Origin of the sequence: Pseudoalteromonas sp. 0303 (assembly GCF_013349995.1) — a bacterium.
Lineage (GTDB): Bacteria > Pseudomonadota > Gammaproteobacteria > Enterobacterales > Alteromonadaceae > Pseudoalteromonas.
Genome location: NZ_JABVXF010000041.1, coordinates 1 through 20,561 on the forward strand (window position 1 = coordinate 1; position 20,561 = coordinate 20,561).

The 20,561-nt window shown below is 40.1% G+C and carries 10 protein-coding genes and 1 pseudogene; 10 read left to right on the forward strand and 1 reads right to left on the reverse strand.

Translation table 11 applies throughout. From position 1 onward, the window contains the following. Positions 1 to 342: 342 nt before the first annotated feature. On the reverse strand, positions 343 to 1,188 hold the full coding sequence (locus tag HUS62_RS19325) for a LysR family transcriptional regulator (RefSeq protein WP_175080839.1): 846 nt from the start codon (positions 1,186 to 1,188) through the stop codon (positions 343 to 345). Between the two features lie 124 nt (positions 1,189 to 1,312). On the opposite strand from HUS62_RS19325, the gene HUS62_RS19330 reads away from it, so the two are divergent. The 10 genes and pseudogenes from HUS62_RS19330 (at position 1,313) to HUS62_RS19375 (ending at position 20,159) form a co-directional block, all read left to right on the forward strand. After that, a complete protein-coding gene (locus HUS62_RS19330; RefSeq protein ID WP_054560756.1) occupies positions 1,313 to 1,912 on the forward strand; it encodes a hypothetical protein in 600 nt (199 codons plus the stop codon). Positions 1,913 to 2,092: 180 nt separating this feature from the next. Further along, positions 2,093 to 3,175: a glycine cleavage system aminomethyltransferase GcvT gene (gene gcvT / locus HUS62_RS19335; protein WP_054560755.1), complete on the forward strand. Its 1,083-nt coding sequence runs from the start codon at positions 2,093 to 2,095 to the stop codon at positions 3,173 to 3,175. An 88-nt stretch (positions 3,176 to 3,263) separates the two neighbouring features. Next, entirely contained in the window at positions 3,264 to 3,653 is a 390-nt protein-coding gene (gene gcvH, locus HUS62_RS19340; RefSeq protein ID WP_054551324.1) for a glycine cleavage system protein GcvH, read from the forward strand. A gap of 199 nt (positions 3,654 to 3,852) precedes the next feature. After that, positions 3,853 to 6,744: an aminomethyl-transferring glycine dehydrogenase gene (gcvP, locus tag HUS62_RS19345; RefSeq protein WP_175080840.1), complete on the forward strand. Its 2,892-nt coding sequence runs from the start codon at positions 3,853 to 3,855 to the stop codon at positions 6,742 to 6,744. A gap of 272 nt (positions 6,745 to 7,016) precedes the next feature. Further along, a pseudogene (locus HUS62_RS19350) lies at positions 7,017 to 8,596 on the forward strand (N-6 DNA methylase). Next, positions 8,586 to 9,878 carry a restriction endonuclease subunit S gene (locus tag HUS62_RS19355; protein ID WP_175080841.1) on the forward strand — a complete coding sequence of 431 codons (1,293 nt, stop codon included), beginning with the start codon at positions 8,586 to 8,588 and terminating at the stop codon, positions 9,876 to 9,878. Before HUS62_RS19350 ends, HUS62_RS19355 begins: the two are co-directional and overlap by 11 nt. Positions 9,879 to 9,892: 14 nt before the next feature. Further along, positions 9,893 to 13,162, forward strand: a complete 3,270-nt coding sequence (locus HUS62_RS19360) for a hypothetical protein (RefSeq protein ID WP_175080842.1) — start codon at positions 9,893 to 9,895, stop codon at positions 13,160 to 13,162. After that, positions 13,159 to 16,431 carry a type I restriction endonuclease subunit R gene (locus tag HUS62_RS19365; RefSeq protein ID WP_175080843.1) on the forward strand — a complete coding sequence of 1,091 codons (3,273 nt, stop codon included), beginning with the start codon at positions 13,159 to 13,161 and terminating at the stop codon, positions 16,429 to 16,431. The genes HUS62_RS19360 and HUS62_RS19365 overlap by 4 nt, the downstream gene beginning before the upstream one ends. A 24-nt stretch (positions 16,432 to 16,455) precedes the next feature. Beyond that, positions 16,456 to 19,074, forward strand: a complete 2,619-nt coding sequence (locus tag HUS62_RS23245; RefSeq protein WP_258536821.1) for an AAA family ATPase — start codon at positions 16,456 to 16,458, stop codon at positions 19,072 to 19,074. Continuing rightward, entirely contained in the window at positions 19,071 to 20,159 is a 1,089-nt protein-coding gene (locus HUS62_RS19375; protein ID WP_175080844.1) for a 5-methylcytosine restriction system specificity protein McrC, read from the forward strand. The genes HUS62_RS23245 and HUS62_RS19375 overlap by 4 nt, the downstream gene beginning before the upstream one ends. The last annotated feature ends 402 nt before the right edge of the window (positions 20,160 to 20,561 follow it).

The window sequence follows — 20,561 nt, forward strand, 5'->3', positions numbered from 1 at the left end:
AGAGCTCGTACATAAGCACGCATTTATTCTTTTGATTGTAAATTATTGTTGTTGACAAGGGGGAGTCCACATAAGCGTAGCGTCTCTTTTCCTCTTTGTAAGTATTACTTTCTCTATGTAGCGCGCAGCGCCTCGGTGCTCTCTGTGGTTCAATATTCTTTTGCACAAAAGAAAACAATGAGAAGTGAATGAGTAACCCAATAAAACTAATAATTACTTTCCTCTAAAGCGTAGTGTCTCTTATCCTCTTTGTGAGTATTCATCGAATTACGCGATATAAAATCGCGGCTACAATCTTGCTAACTCGCTAACTCGCTAACTTGCTAACTCGCTAACTCACACCTACGTCAAACGCAAGGCGATGAATTCGGCGAGTTTGTCTACGGCGGTGCCGGGGTCGTCGGTACGTTTAATTAAACTAATACCTATTTGACCAAGCTCGGGGAGGTCTTTGGTTTGTAGTTGGTAGTTAAGCTCATTCGGTACGGTGCTTTTTGAGAGTACCGTAATGCCTAAGCCTTCTTTTAACGCCGCAGTTAGGCCGGTTAAGTCGGCATTACTGTAAGCAATGCGGTATTTAATACCCGCACTTTGTAGTGCCTCGATTGCGCGGCGACGATATATACATCCCTCAGGGGCGGTTACAAGCGTGACCACATCGTTCTGTGCAAGGTTTAAATCACCCACCCATACTAGTTGGTCTTGCATAAAAATAGGGAACTTAGCTGATTCGAGCTCTTCGTTTAATGCCAATACTAAATCGAATTGATCTTGGCGCGAGACCGACAATAAATGTTTACTCAAACGAGAACGCACTTCGAGCGATACGTCAGGGTAGAGGGCCACGAAGTCACCTATGATCGAAGGTAGAATACGTGCAGCAAATTCACTGGGGATCCCCAAGCGCACTTTGCCTGTTACGTTTTCGCTGGTGAACTGCTGCAAAATGGCATCGTTTTGTTGCAGCATTTGCTTAGCTAATGGCATAAGCAATTCGCCATATTGATTAAGCACTTGGCGCTGGCCTTGCTTTTTAAACAGCTTATGGCCCAGCATGTCTTCTAGGCGCTTTATTTGTAAGCTAACAGCCGGTTGCGATAGCCCCAATAATTCACCTGCTTTGGCAAATCCGCCAACTTCAACAACAGTGACTAAAGTACGTAAACTATCGGTAGAAATGTTTTTCATTAAAAAATTCTATTAATAGGGCTATGTATATAAGCATTATTTATCAATTGATAAATAATTACAATTTGTTGTTGCCAGCACGGCGCAATATACTTCAAGCATTAACGATTGATAGGTGTCACATATGACTTTTACGCCAATAATGTTTGCTCGCCACAGCCAAGCTGAGACCCCAGCAGACAACGTGCTACAAGCTAATAGCGATACTGCCATTATGGATTTTAGTGGCACTGAAGCAATCCCATTTTTAACGGCTATTTTAGGTCTTGATATTAATAAGCTAACCGCCAGCGGTTTAGGCTTACGTAGTTCATTAGACGATGACCTAACAAGCAGCTACGCTTATGCCCTGTATTACTTTAACGAAACTGCATTTCGTTTTGTATTAGGTAAAGATGCCAGCGTGCAATTACAGTCGCTTATTAATGAGCAACAACTACGTTACGACATTGATTACGTAATGCGTGACGATTTAAGCGCGCTAACTCTAAGTGGTGAGCAAGCGTTTGATGCCTTGGTCGACAGCTTTAAGCTAACGCCGGGGCTGCGTTTATCAGACATGCGCAGCTGCTATGGTGCACAAAGCGGTGAGGTATTTATTACCGCCATAGATAACCAAGCAACACAGCAATTTCAGCTGGTGGCGCGCCAAGCTGAGCTTGATAAATGGCAAACGCACTTACAGCAGCTCGGCTTTGATTTAGCCTTAGCCAACGTTGCTTAAAACATAAAATTTTTAAAACAGCTACGCACTTGGGTGTTTAGCTATTTTTTAGTTACAAAATCGCAATTTGGGTGTGACAACTGTGCAACTAATGTATAATCGCCGCCCATGTTATTCCCCCTCATTAAATTGAGGCCACGCCCCACAACTTGTGGGTTAATTTAAAAGTGAAGGAATATTATGACTTCTAAAACAGTTTTACATGCTAAGCACCTTGAAGCTGGCGCAAAAATGGTTGATTTCCACGGCTGGGAAATGCCAATCAACTACGGCTCACAAATCGAAGAGCATAATGCGGTTCGCACAGATGCAGGTATGTTTGACGTATCTCACATGACTATTGTCGATATTCAAGGCGAGCAAGCACAAGCGTTCTTACGTAAGCTAGTTGCAAACGACGTTGCTAAGTTAACTGTACCGGGTAAAGCACTTTACACAGGTATGCTTAACGAAGAAGGCGGCGTAATCGACGACCTAATCATCTACTTCTTCTCAGAAACGAACTACCGTTTAGTAGTTAACTCAGCAACACGTGAAAAAGATTTAGCGCATTTAGCTAAAGTTTCGGCTGATTTCGCCGTAACGGTTACTGAGCGTCCTGAGTTTGCAATGATTGCCGTTCAAGGCCCTAATGCACGTGCTAAAACAGCAACAGTACTTAACGCAGAGCAACAAGCTGCTGTTGAAGGTATGAAGCCTTTCTTTGGTGTGCAAGCAGGTGATTTATTTATTGCGACAACAGGCTATACTGGCGAAGATGGTTATGAAATCGTAGTGCCTAACGATCAAGCTGCTGATTTATGGCAACAACTTCTAGACGCAGGCGTAGCGCCAGCGGGTCTAGGTGCACGTGATACGTTACGTCTTGAAGCGGGTATGAACCTTTACGGCCTAGATATGGACGAAAGTGTTTCTCCACTTGCTGCAAACATGGCGTGGACAATCGCATGGGAGCCAGAAGATCGTAAGTTTATCGGTCGTGAAGTATTAGAACAGCAACGCGCTGACAAGAGCACAGACAAACTAGTTGGTTTAGTGCTTGAAGAAAAAGGCGTATTGCGTAGCGGTTTAAAAGTCATCGTTGAAGGTGGTGAAGGGGTGATTACCTCTGGTACATTCTCACCAACTCTTGGTCACAGTGTTGCGCTAGCACGCGTTCCGCGTTCAACTGGCGAAACAGCCCAAGTAGAGATGCGTAAAAAACTGGTTAACGTTAAGGTTGTTAAACCTTGCTTTGTACGTAACGGCAAATCAGTTATCTAAACTATAAAAAATTTGGTGTTATCACCTAATAATGCCAATCATGTTGAGTTGTTAGCATGATTGGTAACAGAACCAAAGGAACAAAAAGATGAGCAATATCCCAAGCGAATTAAAATATGCTACTTCACACGAGTGGGTTCGCGACGAAGGTGACGGTACGTTTACTGTAGGTATCACTGAGCACGCACAAGAACTTCTTGGCGACATGGTATTCGTTGAATTACCAGAAGTTGGTGATGAAGTTGACGCGGGTGAAGACTGCGCAGTAGCTGAGTCTGTAAAAGCAGCATCAGACATCTACGCACCAATCGGCGGTGAAATCGTTGCAATCAACGAAGAGCTTGAAGATTCGCCTGAAACAGTAAATAACGACCCGTACACTGACGGTTGGTTATTCCGTATCAAAGCATCTGACACATCAGAGCTTGATAACCTGTTAGACGCTGAAGGCTACGCTAACACAATCGACGAAGACTAATTAATTAGTCACGCCGACTAAAAGCCCCGTCTAGATCCCCAGCTAATTAAATGCGTAGCTTGGGTTTCACAGGGGCTTTTATGATTTTATAGCTTACTTTTCCATACGCTGTAAGTTATTGAATCAACCTGTTTTTAAGTTATTGCCAGTTACCCATTGGCAGTAACCACTTTTTTTTGGATCATAGGAATCTGGACAAATGTCAAACGCCAAATCTCTTGAACAATTAGAGCAAAAGCAAGATTTTATTCGCCGTCACATTGGGCCAAGCCCAGCGCAAGTAAGCGACATGCTAAGCGCTCTTGGAGTATCGAGTGTTGAAGAGCTGATCGGTCAAACGGTACCTGCAAGCATTCGCTTAGAGCAAGGTTTATCAATTGGCGAAAGCCGCACTGAAGTTGAAACACTAAGCTACTTAAAATCAGTAGCAAGCAAAAATAAAGTGTTCAAATCATACATCGGTCAAGGCTACCACCCAACTCACGTACCACACGTAATTTTACGTAACGTACTTGAGAACCCAGGCTGGTACACTGCGTATACACCATACCAACCAGAGATTGCACAAGGTCGTTTAGAATCATTATTAAACTTCCAGACTATGACCCTAGACCTAACTGGTCTTGATTTAGCAAGCGCGTCATTACTTGACGAGTCAACGGCTGCTGCAGAAGCAATGGGCCTTGCAAAGCGTGTTGCTAAAGCTAAAAAAGCTAACATCTTCTTCATTGCTGATGACGTACACACGCAAACTATCGACGTTGTTGCTACACGTGCAGACCAGTTTGGTTTTGAAGTAGTTGTTGGTCCTGCAAGCGAAGCGGCTAATCATGAGATTTTTGGTGCATTATTCCAATACCCATCAACAACCGGTGAAATCACTGACGTAACTGACCTAATCGCACAAGTACAAGACAAAAAAGCGATTGCCTGTGTTGCTGCAGACATCATGAGCTTATTAATGCTTAAAGCACCAGGTAAACTAGGTGCAGACGTAGTACTTGGTTCAGCACAGCGTTTTGGTGTACCTATGGGTTACGGTGGTCCACACGCTGCATTCTTCGCAACACGCGACAAGTACAAGCGTTCACTACCAGGTCGTATTATCGGTGTTTCTAAAGACCGTTTAGGTAACGACGCACTACGTATGGCAATGCAAACACGTGAACAACACATTCGTCGTGAAAAAGCCAACTCAAACATCTGTACAGCGCAAGTATTACTAGCGAACATGGCAGCGTTCTACGCGGTTTACCACGGTCCACAAGGCCTTAAAACTATCGCTGAGCGTATCCACCGTTTTGCAGACATCTTAGCGGCAGGCTTAAAAGCGAAAGGTGTAAACCTTAAGCACGACACATGGTTCGATACACTGACTGTTGTTGCAGATAACAAAGACGAAATCGTTGCACGTGCAGTAGCAAACGGCGTTAACTTTGCGTCTAACCGCGCAGGTGAATACTCAATTTCTGTATCAGAAACAACAACCCGTGCAGACGTAGCTGAGCTATTCGACATCATCTTAGGTGAAGGCCACGGTCTGAGCGTTGATGTACTTGCAAACGAAATCGAAGTAAATGGCAGCAACTCAATTCCTGCAAGCCTAGTACGCGATGACGAAATTTTAACGCACCCTAACTTCAACTCGTACCACAGCGAGACTGAAATGTTGCGTTACATCAAGCGCCTAGAGAACAAAGACTTAGCGCTTAACCACTCAATGATCTCATTAGGTTCATGTACAATGAAACTTAATGCGACAGCTGAGATGATCCCAATCACTTGGCCTGAGTTTGCAAACTTACACCCATTCTGCCCACTTGATCAGGCAGCGGGTTACCAAATCATGATGACTGAGTTACATGATTGGTTAGTAAACATCACAGGTTACGATGCAGTTTCACTACAACCTAACTCAGGTGCACAAGGTGAATACGCAGGCTTAATCGCGATTCGTAAATACCACGAGTCACGCGGTGAAGGTCACCGTAACGTATGTTTGATCCCAAGTTCAGCGCACGGTACAAACCCAGCGTCTGCACAAATGGCAAGCATGAAAATCGTGGTTGTTGACTGTGATAAAAACGGTAACGTTGATATGGCAGACCTTAAAGCGAAAGCCGAAGAGGTATCTGAAAACCTATCTTGTATCATGATCACGTACCCATCTACACACGGTGTTTACGAAGAAACAATTCGTGAAATCTGTGACATCGTGCACCAGCACGGCGGTCAAGTGTACATGGACGGCGCAAACATGAACGCGCAAGTTGGTGTTACAAGCCCAGGTTCAATCGGTTCTGACGTATCGCACCTTAACCTACACAAAACATTCTGTATTCCACACGGTGGTGGTGGTCCAGGTGTTGGCCCTATCGGTGTTAAATCTCACCTAGCGCCATTTATGCCTAACCACAGCGTAATTAATGTTGCTGGCACAAACATCGGTAACGGTGCGGTTTCTGCTGCCCCTTACGGCTCAGCAGCTATTTTACCAATCTCGTGGGCATACATTGCCATGATGGGCTCTGAAGGCTTAAAACAAGCAACAGAAATGGCTATCGTGAACGCTAACTACTTATCTGAGAAGCTAAGCGAGCACTACCCAATTTTATACCGTGGCCGTAACAACCGCGTTGCGCACGAGTGTATTGTTGACCTACGCCCAATCAAAGAGCAAACAGGCGTAACAGAAATGGACGTAGCTAAACGTCTACAAGACTACGGCTTCCATTCACCAACTATGTCATTCCCAGTAGCTGGCACACTAATGATTGAGCCAACTGAGTCTGAGTCTAAAGTTGAGATCGACCGTTTCATCGAAGCAATGGTGTCAATCAAGTCAGAAATCGACCGTATCGCATCTGGCGAATGGTCAATTGAAAACAACCCGCTAGTGTTTGCACCGCACACACAAGCAGACGTACTAGGCAATGAGTGGGATCGTGCATACGACCGTTTCTACGCAGCATTCCCAGTACCAAGCGTAGCAAAAGACAAATTCTGGCCTACAGTAACCCGTATAGATGACGTATACGGCGACCGTAACCTAGTTTGTTCATGCCCAGCGGTAGAGACATACCGTGACTAAGGTTTGATTTGATCAGAGTTATTATAGTTTGGGAATGATAATTATAGATTGGGAAAGTTATTAAAGATTGGGAATTCTTTTCCCAAACTATAACTCTTGAAAAGGTGAGCAAATTAGCTCACCTTTTTTATTTGTGTGTCCCATCCTAAATATGGTTTGTTCCAATTATTCAATATTATGAGTGTTTAGCTTTACTGACATTTCGCTTTAAAATCCGATACTATAAGCGTTATATTAAAAAGCGGACGCTTTTATAAAAACAAGGATTTATCGTGGCTAAAGCAACCAATAACAAAAAAGACATAAAAAACACAAAAGGCTTTGAAGAAGTACTTTGGGACGCAGCAAATAAACTTCGTGGAAGTGTCGAATCTTCAGAATACAAGCATATTGTACTCAGCCTTATCTTCCTAAAATTTATTAGCGATAAATTTGAAAAACAGCGTGAAAAATTAGTCGCAGAGGGTATGGGTGATTATGTCGATATGGTGGACTTTTACACCAAAGACAATGTTTTTTATTTACCTGAAGACGCTCGTTGGTCTTACATTCAAAAACAAGCTAAACAAGATGACATAGCAGTAAAAATTGATACTGCTTTACATACAGTTGAGAAAAATAATGCTTCTCTTAAAGGTGCATTGCCTGATAACTATTTTTCCCGACTAGGGCTCGATGTTAGTAAGCTTGCAGCATTAGTCGATACCATCAATAACATAGAGACCATCGCTAACGAATGTCATATGACAGAAGAAGATTTAGTTGGTCGTGTGTATGAATACTTTTTAGGTAAGTTTGCTGCAAACGAAGGCAAAGGTGGTGGTGAGTTTTCACGCCTAAGTCGGTTGTATCTCTAATCGCTGAAATGATTGAGCCATTCAAAGGTAAGATCTACGATCCATGTTGTGGCAGTGGCGGTATGTTTGTGCAATCGCTCAAGTTTATTGATAGTCACAACGGCAATAAAAAAGACATTTCTATTTACGGCCAAGAGTACACCAGTACCACCCATAAGCTAGCCAAAATGAATCTTGCAGTACGTGGTATCAACGGCAACTTAGGTGATGTGGCAGGAGATAGCTTTTTTAAAGATCAGCACTCAGACCTCAAGGCTGACTTCATTATGGCGAATCCGCCATTCAATCAAAAGCAGTGGCGTGCAGATAACGAGTTAGTTGATGACCCTCGTTGGGCCGGTTTTGACGTACCACCTACCGGTAATGCAAACTATGCGTGGATCATGCATATGATCTCAAAGCTTAGTGAGTATGGAACAGCAGGCTTTGTTCTTGCCAATGGTTCAATGAGCTCTAACACTGGTGGTGAAGGTAAAATTCGTCAAAAGATAATTGAAAATGACTTAGTGGATTGCATGATTGCACTACCGGGACAGCTGTTCTACACCACACAAATCCCAGTCTGTTTGTGGTTTATCACCAAAAACAAAAAAGAGAATACCGAACTTGGTTATCGTGACCGTCAAGGTGAAACCTTGTTTATCGATGCCCGTGAAATGGGCACTATGGTTAGCCGAGTTCATAAAGAACTCACCACAGATGACATTGCTGACATTGCCCGTACTTATCACGCATGGCGTGGTGAGAAAAAAGATGGCGAGTACCAAGATAAAGCAGGTTATTCAAAGTCTTCAACGCTGGAAGAAATTAAAGCTAATGACTTTGTATTAACACCGGGTCGTTACGTTGGTGCTGCTGAGTTAGAAGACGATGGCATCCCGTTTGAAGTGAAAATGAAAGAACTGAGCCAAACTCTTTATAGACAGATGGAGCAAGCTCAAGAAATGGATGTTGCAATTCGAACAAATCTAATGGAGCTGGGTTATGGGCAGTGAATGGAAAGAGTTTGAACTTGGTGATTTAATAGAGCTTAAACGTGGGTATGATTTACCAAAGTCCAAAAGAGAAGATGGCAGCATACCTATTATTTCTTCCTCAGGTGCTTCTGGTAATCATAATATTGCAAAAATATCTGCACCGGGTGTTGTAACAGGGCGATATGGAACAATTGGCGAAGTATTTTATGTAGATGAGGATTTTTGGCCTTTAAACACCACACTCTATGTAAAAGATTTCAAAGGTAATGATCCACTCTTTATCTATTACCTGCTTAAAACAATTTCGTTTAGCGACTATACGGATAAGGGAGCTGTTCCGGGAATTAACCGGAACCATGTTCACAAGGCAAGGGTTAAAGCGCCTCAATGTATCAAAGAGCAGAAATGTTTGGGAGAAAAGTTATATTTGTTTGAAAAGAGAATAGCCCTAAATTATCAAACTAACCAAACCCTAGAACAAATGGCGCAGGCGTTGTTTAAAAGTTGGTTTGTTGATTTTGATCCTGTAATCGACAACGCCCTTGCCGCTGGTAACGATATTCCTGAAGCACTGCAACACAAAGCTGAGCAGCGCAAACAAGCTCAGCAGCTACAAGCTTCTCCAGAAACAAAGAGCAAACCATTGCCCGACGATATCCGCGCATTATTCCCAAGCGAATTTGAACAAACGGATGAACCAACAGTAGGTTTTGATGGTTGGATACCTAAAGGGTGGAGCGCTGGCAACTTATCATCGCTAGCAAATTTTACTTCTAGTCGTATAGATGGCACAGAACTGACGCTGGATAATTACATATCAACCGATAATATGCTTTCGAACAAAGGAGGCATATCAACAGCCTCTAAAGTACCAGATATTAAAACGACACCTTCGTTCAAACCGGGCGATATTCTCATTTCAAATATAAGACCCTATTTTCAAAAAATATGGTTTGCTACATTTTCTGGTGGGCGATCAAACGATGTATTAGGGTTTGAAGCCAAAAACGAACAGTGTAAAGAATACTTGTTGAACCTGCTTTACCAAGATGTATTTTTTGATTACATGATGACGACCTCAAAAGGTTCAAAAATGCCTAGGGGTGATAAAAAGGCAATTATGGATTGGCCTGTTGTAATACCGCCTAGCTCACTGCAAAAATTTTTCTCAGAACATGTAAAAAACTACTATCAGGTGATTCCTATAAGGAACAAAGAGAGCGAGGCTCTTTCAGAGCTGAGAGACACTCTATTGCCAAAATTAATATCTGGTGAGCTGATATTAGAAAAAAATTGTTAAAAGGAATTTAGAATTTGAGCTGGTTAGGAAAAATATTTAATACGCTTCAATATAACGTAGATAAAAACATTAAAGAGTCGCTATATGAAAACAAATCATTTCTAGATAGTCGATGGACCATTGTTGAAAGTAACATTTTAACATGGTCAAAGCGTTATATTTACTATGCTTGTTTACTGTTTGTCCTATCCTGTTTGGTCGCGTTAAACTTGTTAGTTTGGGAAGTTGACCTTGCAAAAGCTACATTTAAATATTTTCCTCATTGGAAAAAGCTGATTGAATGGCAAGATATATTATTTACGGCTCAGCTCACCATTGCCGCAGTCATTTATCCATTAGCTATTGGCTTAGTGAGTCTACTTTTCCAGAATAAGTCGTCTAAAAAAACGTTAATTCCTGTTTATAAAAAATACTCAGGCGTTATGTTTGCAGGTCTTAGTGGTTTTTTACTCGCTATATTTATTCTTATTAGCTTTTTGTTGAGTGCTAGTTTATCTGATTCTTCTTACCTTGCTTTGTGCCTGACATCTGTCATTTGGATGATGTTAAATGTAGTCCTAACCATTTGGTTTTTTATAAGCACTTTTAAATTACTAGATGAAAAATCTGCGAAAAAATTAATGATGCGTTACACAATCCATGAATGGTGTGAACACGATATTCGAAACAGATTAAAAGGCTTATTATTAGAAAACGTAATCAACAATAAGTTACTAACAAACAAAGAAGCCGGTGTATTGTCGGTCAAAAGCTATCATTTTTCCGATGACGAGATGCTACAAATAGATATTCAATTAAACTCTCCTCATTCAGTTGAAAACGTTAACTTCCGCTTGTTGAATGCCATCATAGGTATCCAGACATTAAAGCTAAAACTAGCTCATTGGTTTTTAGACTTGGCTGTTATTAAGTGGCTTGCTAACCAAGGCTGGTCGTTATTTAGTAAGAAAGAAAGCGCAAAGCCGGTAATTGTAATTAACCCTTATTGGCAATCAAAATCCAAGAAATTGAATCTTATTAAATATAGCAATATTAATTTTAACAAGTTGACATGTTGGCTATTCAAGAAGTGTTTTAAAACAGTTTCAGAAGAAAACGAATTAGATGCTGAAAGCTTCGTTTTTATTGTTCAGGGCATCATTGGTGAAGCTCAAGACGCTATAAGGGATAAAGATATTTCCGCATTTAAAATTGCTATGAACGATATTTCATATTGGCATTGTCAAATAGCTTCAGCTATTGGTTTTATTAATGATAATAAAGAAGAAGATAATTGGTTATTACTACCAAACTCAGGATGGTTTAGTAGAAGTTATTTAGATGAGCTGTTAACTGAATACTACTTACTATCAAAAGCTGCAACAGAATTAATTCCTGAAAATACTGAATTTTATGTTCAAGCTATTTATTTGCACAAGCGAATCTTTAGCCATCGTGATCAAAAGATAGTGAAAGAAGGTGTGTCATTAATTCAAGGTAGCTACTTTATGTGGTCGTTGTTGATGGAGTGGCGTTCATACTCTTCTCATTCACCTGACCTTCGTATTGCCAATAAGTATGAAGATGTTTTATTTGATTTTGTTGGATCATGGGAAGGCTGGCTTGATTATATTGAACTTCGCTCAAAACGCTCTGTAGAGTCTATCGAAAATTGGCCATATTTTCTGGCTCATCTTGAATATACTGCTCATATGCCTATTACCGCTTTACGATATGGAAACATAGAAGCTGCTGGTTGGGGCGTTGATATGCTTAATAACTGGTTTAGAAAGTTTTCTTTTGATCGATACAGGCATGAAGAATATAGCTGGCATTCGCAAATAATTACTCATTCAACTTTAAATGTAGAACCAGATAACGAGCTTTGGGCTGTAATTACTAATAATGAAGGTTATAAGGCAGATGTTGCTTTTGAGCTGGCTGTAGCCAATACCACATTTGATATTCGAGTTTTAACCGCATGTTATATGCTCTTAAAGCCTAACTCAGCAGATGACGATAAAATAAAAGAATTCGTTTTTGCTTTATTGAATGGCTCGCCTATTCACCCAACGGGGGGAATATACAACGCTATGAAAGCGTGTAACTCGCCTAGCGATATATTGGGGGCGTACATAAGGCAAAGAAATCACGGTCATTATGACGAAAGAGGCTATGGTGCTTGGTTAACCAAAATTCTTGATTCTTTTGGAAGGGTTAATGAAAGTAAAAAGGTTTCTGGCAGAATTTATTCTGGGTGGGGAGTAAATGATCCCAGAAGTATAAATAAAGCATTTGTTGAAATTGCGATTACGTTATCGACAAGTAAATGGCAGCTAAGTAGCCGTTGGGTTGAGCTTATTTTCTCAGATGTATTTAGGCATTTAGATAGAGATGCTATTAAAAGCGACCTCAATGAGTGGCTTAAAGTGGCGAATGAGATCGAAAGTTCAATACTTATTTCTGATGGTGATTTTGAAGATAAGAAGTCTTATTTTAATGACTCAATCAATGAAGTGATTAAGCAACTTGATAATCGCCAATCTCAAGCGATTATTGATGCTCGAATAGATGAAGAACTATTAAAACAATTTGGTTTTTCATGCTCTGAGTCAATCAATAGTTTACACGTATCGCCCAGCTACCCTGTAAAACTATTTAATACTATTAGTTCGTCTCTCAAACAAAATGAAGGCAATTTCTATTCTGCAAATGTTACGCAATACCCTAAGGAAAAAATAGCTCTTGGGCTTGAAACTAATCGAGTTATTAATGAAGATGAGTGGCTGAGAGATGCCGTTGATAATGATCTAAATATTCGCATAATGAGGTACTTAGTTCACTATCAAGATGTTAAGCCTATTGAGTTTGATTCAATTAGCAAAATTATAAAGGCACTTATCAACTCTTCTAAAGAAATTGAAAAACCAATCTTATTTATTGGTGATCATCAGTTAAATATCGAGATTCGAAAGTCACGATATAGCCCTGATGAAAGCTCTGACTTTAATGTTGAATATTTTGATGGTTATGGTCCTGATTATATTTGCCACCTAGATGGTATTGAAACTTATCGATTGAGATTTTCTGATGCTAAGTTTGCATTGTTAACATCTAAAAATTTATTTGAAAATATTAACTTTTATAAAATTGAAGATAATCGATTTGTAGAAGTTTCTTACGAAAGTGATAAGGATAAGCCTGCATTGGGGGAGCTAAGTATGGGATATAGAATGGATGTGTCACTAGCCTCAGAACAGCCTTACTTTAAAGCCTCTGTGAAGAGTGAAGGAGACGAGAGATGAAATTTACAGAAGCTCAGCTAGAAGCGGCAATTATTGAATTACTGGGAGAGCAAGGTTTTCCTTACGTGCCCGGTTATGAGCTTACTCGTAGCAATACTGATGTTTTGATTAAAGATGATTTACGCCAGTTTTTAGCTGATAAATACAATGCTGACAATATTACTGCTGGTGAGATTGATTCAATCATCAAGCAAATTGAGTCTTTACCAGCTAGTGATTTGTACGACAGTAATAAAACCTTCTGTAAATGGCTAAGTGATGGCTTTTTGTTAAAGCGAGAGCCTTCAGTGAGTGGAGAGCCGCATACTCAAAAAGATCTCTATATCCAATTAGTCGATTACTCCAATGTTGTTCAAAGTCTGTTACCTGACTTAATAAAAGAAAGCGTACCAGAACTACCGAAAGTAGCAGAGCCTTCAGCGGAATATGAAAAGCAGCCTGCTAAATTCAATGACACCAATATATACAAGATAGTTAACCAGCTTGAGATTGAAGGCGTTGATGGCGAAAAGCGTATTCCAGATAGCATTATGTATATCAATGGTTTGCCATTAGTAGTGTTTGAATTTAAGAGCGCTATTCGTGAAGAAGAAGCCTCTATTCATGATGCTTATGTTCAGTTAAATACTCGCTATCGCAGAGATATTCCTGCCTTATTCGTTTACAACGCCTTTTGTGTTATCAGTGATGGCGTAAACAATAAAATGGGTGGCCTTTATGCACCTTATGAGTTTTTTTATGCATGGCGCAAGGTAACGGGCAATGAATCGATAGAAAAAGATGGAATTAATTCGCTGCACACTATGTTGCAGGGATTATTTAATAAAGCTCGCCTGCGCGATGTTATTTGCAACTTCATTTATTTTCCTGATTCGTCAAAGGCTGAAGTAAAAATTGTTTGCCGCTACCCGCAGTATTATGCGGCTAGAAAGCTTCACCACAATATTAAGCTTGCTAGAAAGCCTGAAGGTGATGGGAAAGGTGGTACATACTTTGGCGCAACTGGTTGTGGTAAGAGTTTTACCATGCAGTTCTTATCAAGACTGTTGATGAAAAGCGTTGAGTTTGAGAGCCCAACTATTGTGTTAATTACCGACCGTACTGACTTGGATGATCAGCTATCACAACAATTCTCTAATGCAAAATCATATATTGGTGATCAAACGGTCGTAGCCGTTGAAAGCAGAGATCACTTACGCGAACTGCTTCAAGGCCGTAATAGTGGTGGTGTGTTCTTAACGACTATTCATAAATTCACAGAAGATACCAAATTGCTAACCGATAGAAGCAATGTTATTTGTATCTCTGATGAAGCGCACCGTAGTCAAACTAACCTAGATCAGAAAGTGAGAGTGACGGAAAAGGGTGTTAAGAAAACTTACGGTTTTGCCAAATACCTCCATGACTCATTACCTAATGCGACATTTGTAGGTTTCACTGGAACGCCTGTTGATGCCACGCTTGATGTGTTTGGTCAAGTTGTAGATGCTTATACCATGACAGAATCAGTGAAAGATGAGATCACTGTTAGAATCGTTTATGAAGGTCGAGCGGCCAAGGTCATTTTAGATAACGCGAAATTAGAAGAAATAGAAGCTTATTATCAGCAGTGTGCTGATGAAGGAAGTAATGAGCATCAGATTGAAGAAAGTAAAAAAGCTTCCGCTAATATGACTGCTATTTTGGGCGATCCAGATCGTATTAGCGCGTTGGCCAAAGATTTTGTTGCCCATTATGAATCTCGTATTGAAGAAGGCTCTACCATAAAAGGTAAAGCAATGTTTGTAAGCTCTGCGCGAGAGGTTGCTTATTCATTTTATCAAGAATTAAAAGGTCTCCGCCCAGATTGGTTTGAAGTACTTGAATGCGAAGCTGGCGCAGAGCTAACAGAGCAAGAACGCAAAAAAATTAAACCAATGGAACGAGTCAAAATGGTGATGACTCGTGGCAAGGATGACCCTAAAGAATTGTGGGATTTGCTAGGTACTAAAGAGTACCGTAAAGAGTTAGATCGCCAATTCAAAAATGAAAAGTCTAACTTCAAAATCGCCATTGTTGTCGATATGTGGCTAACAGGCTTTGATGTGCCATTCCTCGATACTATTTATATCGACAAACCAATCCAACGTCACAACTTAATTCAAACTATATCGCGTGTTAATCGTAAGTTTGAAGGGAAAGATAAAGGTCTGGTTGTTGACTATATCGGCATCAAAACGCAAATGAATAAAGCGTTGGCCATGTATTCAAAAACGGATGAAACCAATTTTGAGGACATTGCTCAGTCAATTATTGTTGTTAAAGACCATTTAGATTTATTGGGCAAACTCATGCATCACTTTGATGAGTCGCCATACTTCACTGGGCACTCTGTTGCTCAACTTAATTGCCTCAATAATGCCGCTGAGTTTGTGTTACAAACGCAAAAACTTGAACACCGTTTTATGGCATTAGTAAAGCGATTGAAAACCGCTTATGACGTGTGCTGTGGTAGTGAAAAACTATCGCAGGAAGAGCGTGATTACATTCACTTTTACTTAGCTGTTCGTTCTATTGTTTACAAGCTCACAAAAGGTAATGCGCCTGATACTGCACAAATGAATGCTAAGGTACGAGAAATGATTTCTGACGCACTCAAAAGTGACGGAGTAGAAGAGATTTTCAAGCTAGGGCAAGGCGAAGATGGCGTTGATATCTTCGATGATGATTATTTGGCAAAAATTGAAAAAATTAAGCTTCCCAATACCAAAATCAAGCTACTTCAGCAGATGTTGGCAAAGGCAATTGGCGAGTTTAAGCAAGTAAACAAGCTTAAAGCTGTCGATTTTTCTGCTCGCTTTAAATCATTAGTTGATAGATATAACGAGCGCAAAGAAGAGGATGTATTAGTCAGTGAAGTGCTTGAAGACTTTTCTGATGAGATTATCAATATGTATCAAGATCTCAAGTCTGAAATGGGGTCGTTTGCCGATATGGGTATAAACCTAGAAGAAAAAGCTTTTTACGATATTTTAATGGCATTGGCGATTAAATATGATTTCCAATACCCAGAAGACAAACTTCTAGACTTAGCTAAAGCAGTTAAAGATGTTGTTGATGACAAAGCAAAGTACACTGACTGGAGCCAACGTGACGATATAAAAGCTGAACTAAAAGTAGACCTGATCATGTTGTTAGCTAAATTTGGCTACCCACCTGTTGATCGTGATGAAGTTTATAAAGAGATATTCGAACAAGCTGAGAACTTTAAAAAGAATCGAGCGGCTTAGTAATATAGATAAAAGGGAGTTCAAATGATAACAAAAGATAAACTAAGCCAATTGGTTGAAAACACGCTTGCGGCCCATGGCCTCAGTATTGGAAATGCAGAGCTTACCACTCATGTTGAGCGAATTTATCCAGCATTATTTGAAACGGTATCTCATCCGGCTTGGGATAGTAAAGATGAAATTTTGGCGAATATTGGCACACTGATCCTTCAGATAAACCAAAATCCTGAATTTAAAGAAGAGCTCAAAACTATTCTGGTTAAAGAAATGAAGCAAAGTTTAGCTGAAAGCAGACCTTGCTGGTTTGTTGGGGCAAGTTGGGATGGCGAAGATCAAACCCAACGGTTTATTTCTGAAGGTATTTGGGAAAATGGCTATGACGATAAGTACTTTCAAGATGTTAAGAGCATCAAATCTGGCGACCGCATAGCGATAAAGTCGACTTATACACGTAAAAATAACTTACCATTTTCGAATCGAGGCAATAATATGGCTTCGGTGATGGGCATTAAAGCGATCGGAGTTGTTACTGCTAATAAGAAAGATGGCAAGCGAGTAGAAGTAGAATGGAAGCAAACTTTTTCACCAGTGAAGGAGTGGTACTTCTTCACTGGCCGCAACACTATTTGGAAGGTTGAATCTGGCGAGTGGATGCCAGAAGCTCTTATTAAATTTGCATTCGAAGATACGCCTCAAAATTATAAAAAATTTGCTAACCATTCATTCTGGAAAGAGCGTTTTGGAGATATTCCCGAAGAAGATGTCAGATTCAAATGGACTGGATTTTATGAGGAAGTTGCCAATGCGTTAAGTGAGTATCGTCATAACAGAGCTGCGTTAGTTACTTGGATTCAAGAAACCGCTGATAAATTTGATTTGTCTTATATCCAAGGCAAGGATTTAGAAGATATTGACCCGTATACCGTGATGGGTATGTTCAATCGAGGCATGACCGATGAGAACCGCAAAAAAGTGGCGACGGAGTTAGCCGGTTTTCTAAGTGTCGAAGTCGCTGTGCCAGATTCATTTGAAGCTATTCCTATTCTTAATAATCAAAAATCTTGGTTTTTCTCGGGCAAAGGCGAGCGAAACGACGATGACATAGACAACCTATGGGCATTGTTCGAAGTGGCAAAAGACTTTGCTGATGAAAAGACAGAAGATGATGGCGCTGAGTTTATTAAGCTTTATAACCAAGTCGCAGCACAAAAAGGGATACGCTGGAATCTGACGATGGGACTTTATTGGATACGCCCTTGGTTTTATCCAACATTGGAAAAACAAAGTAAAGATTATTTAGCGTTATTGTCTATTAAGCCAGAGCGAAATGGTCCTAAAAGAAGCTGCTCAGGGAATGATTACTTATTGTTAAGAGAAAATCTGGTGATTAGGTTTGTAGAAGAAACTTTCCCTGTTCATTCATTTCCTGAGTTGTCATTACTTGCTTGGCAGAAGCCGGCACATAAGAAAGTCGGACAATCGATTACTTGGAAGAGTGCCGTGCTTTCGAGAGTTAAGGATCTGTGTCTATCAAAGGGCTCTCCAGACTTTACGAGACAGGAGTTTCAAGAGCTGTATGTTGATGAGTTAGGGGCTATGTTTCCTGACAATAAAACTCCACATCTAAAAGTTGATCAACAAATGCAAGTTTTACGAGATGAGGGAGAGCTAGAATTCGTCACTGGTGGTCAATATCAATGGCTAGGATTTGACGATGGTGATGTTGAGGTGGCTCCAGAAGTCGAAGTGAAGGCAGAGGACTATGGAATAGACAACATCATCAAAGATGGTTGTTTCTTACCACAATCAACGCTTGAAAGCATGCTAAGTCGTCTCAAAAACAAAAAGAATATCATTCTACAAGGGCCCCCAGGAACAGGTAAAACTTGGCTAGGTAAGCGATTGGCTTATGCTTTGATTGGTCAAAAGCAACCAGCCTTTATCAAAGCTGTGCAGTTTCACCCAAATTTATCTTATGAAGATTTTATCAAAGGTTGGCGACCAAGTGGTGATGGCAAGTTATCGCTATGCGAAGGCCCATTTCTGGATACGGTAAGGCAAGCTCAACAAAACCCGAAGAATAAGTACGTGGTGGTTATTGAAGAGATAAACCGTGGTAATCCGGCACAGATTTTTGGCGAAATGCTTACGCTTTTAGAAGCTGATAAGCGTACACCTAGTGAAGCATTGGAGTTAAGCTATAGAAAAGAAGGTGATAAACCAGTATATGTGCCAGAAAACCTTTACGTTATTGGCACAATGAATGTGGCTGATAGATCACTTGCTTTGGTGGATTTGGCACTGAGAAGACGGTTTGCTTTTATTAACTTACAGCCTGTATTTGGAAAGCCTTGGCGTGATTGGGTTAATAGTAAAACTGAAATTGACGTTAAATATTTAGAGACAATCGAAAATAGGATGTTGGAGCTTAATACAACAATTGAAAATGACGATAGGTTAGGTGTTCAATTTCAGGTCGGACATAGCTATGTGACACCAGCATTTGATAGTGAAATAACCGATGTCGGAAATTGGTTCAAGCAGGTTGTTGAAACGGAAATTTATCCTTTATTGGAAGAGTATTGGTTTGATGACCCTAAAAAGGCAGCTCAGCAAAAAGAAGCATTGTTAAAACCACTATGAATGCAATAGCACCACCTATTCAAAACTTGAGTGCAGGTATTCCTGTCAACAACTTATGGTTGTTGATGCTATATGCGTCCGAGTTTAGGTATTTGGTTGATGAGTATGGCGGAACAGAGAGCACAGATGAAGATGTCGCTAGCCTTGTGGCTGATGTCTTATGTTCTCAAGTTGAAGCCAGATTAAAACGAAATTTAACCTACGGTTATAAGCATTCTACTCGTGACTTAAATCGAGTAAGAGGCCGCATTAACGTGCTGGAAACCTACTCTCAGCAGTTATTGCAAAAAGGTAAGGTTCATTGCACGTTTGAAGAGCTATCTGTTGATACACCAAGGAATCGTTATATTTGTGCTGCCCTTAAGCGTATCGCTAGTTTGGTTAGTAAAAAGTCACTAAAGCTGCGTTGTCATCAACTTGCGCAATCTATGATTGAACGTGGTGTATCTCCAATGTTTGATGTGAGTTACCACCCCAAAAATGAACGTTTTGGACGACACGAACTGGTAGATAGAAAGGTACTTACAACAGCTGAGTTGGCGTTCAATTTGGCGTTAATTAATGAATCAGCAACTAGCGGCCATTTTGCATCTCCCGATAAACAAGCTGAATGGGTAAGAAAACTGTTTGAAAAAGCAGTTGGCGGCTTTTATGACTTAAAGCTAGATAAATCATGGAGCGTGAAACTTGGTAAAAGATTGAATTGGCAAGTTGATGATGCATCAGAGCAAATAGAACAATTGATGCCTTCAATGCAGCTAGATATTTCACTTGAAAATGAAGATCAGAAGCAACGTATTGTTATTGATACTAAATTTACCTCGATTACTACCAAACGTTTTCATGGCGGTGAAAGTTTTAAAAGTGGTTATATATATCAACTTTATACTTACCTTAGATCTCAAGAGGTAGTTTCCGATCCAATGTCATTAACATCAACAGGCATGTTACTTCATCCATCAGTAGGCGTTAATTATGATGAGCATGTCACCATACAAGGCCATCAATTGAGATTTTGCACTATTGATTTAAGTAGATCCTCTATGGAGATATCGCATCAGTTATTCGAGCTAATTCATGAATGATGTTTGATACGTAATCAATAAAACGAAGTTTAAGATTTAAAGGTTTGAATAAAATATGTACAGAATGTTGGTTCTGGATTAAATGTGTTTTCAGCAAACCAAAAGATGCCAACTTTGCTATTCATGAAGGGCTCCTAAACTTATTTTTCCCGACATTACTCGGTTAAGTCCAATTTAGAACCCTTTTATGGATCAGTTCTTCGACACCAAAATAAAATATATTAGAGCATTAAAATGTTCTGTGAACTGTTCATTCCAAATGTATCTAGATTCCATATTCCCCGAATAACACTTCTCAGAAAACCAAAATAAAGAGACTCCTCATGCACATAAAAACCTAACTAAAAAAACCTATAATTTCACTCTTTCTATAATTTTATTTGTTATTGCTGCTTGTTTTTA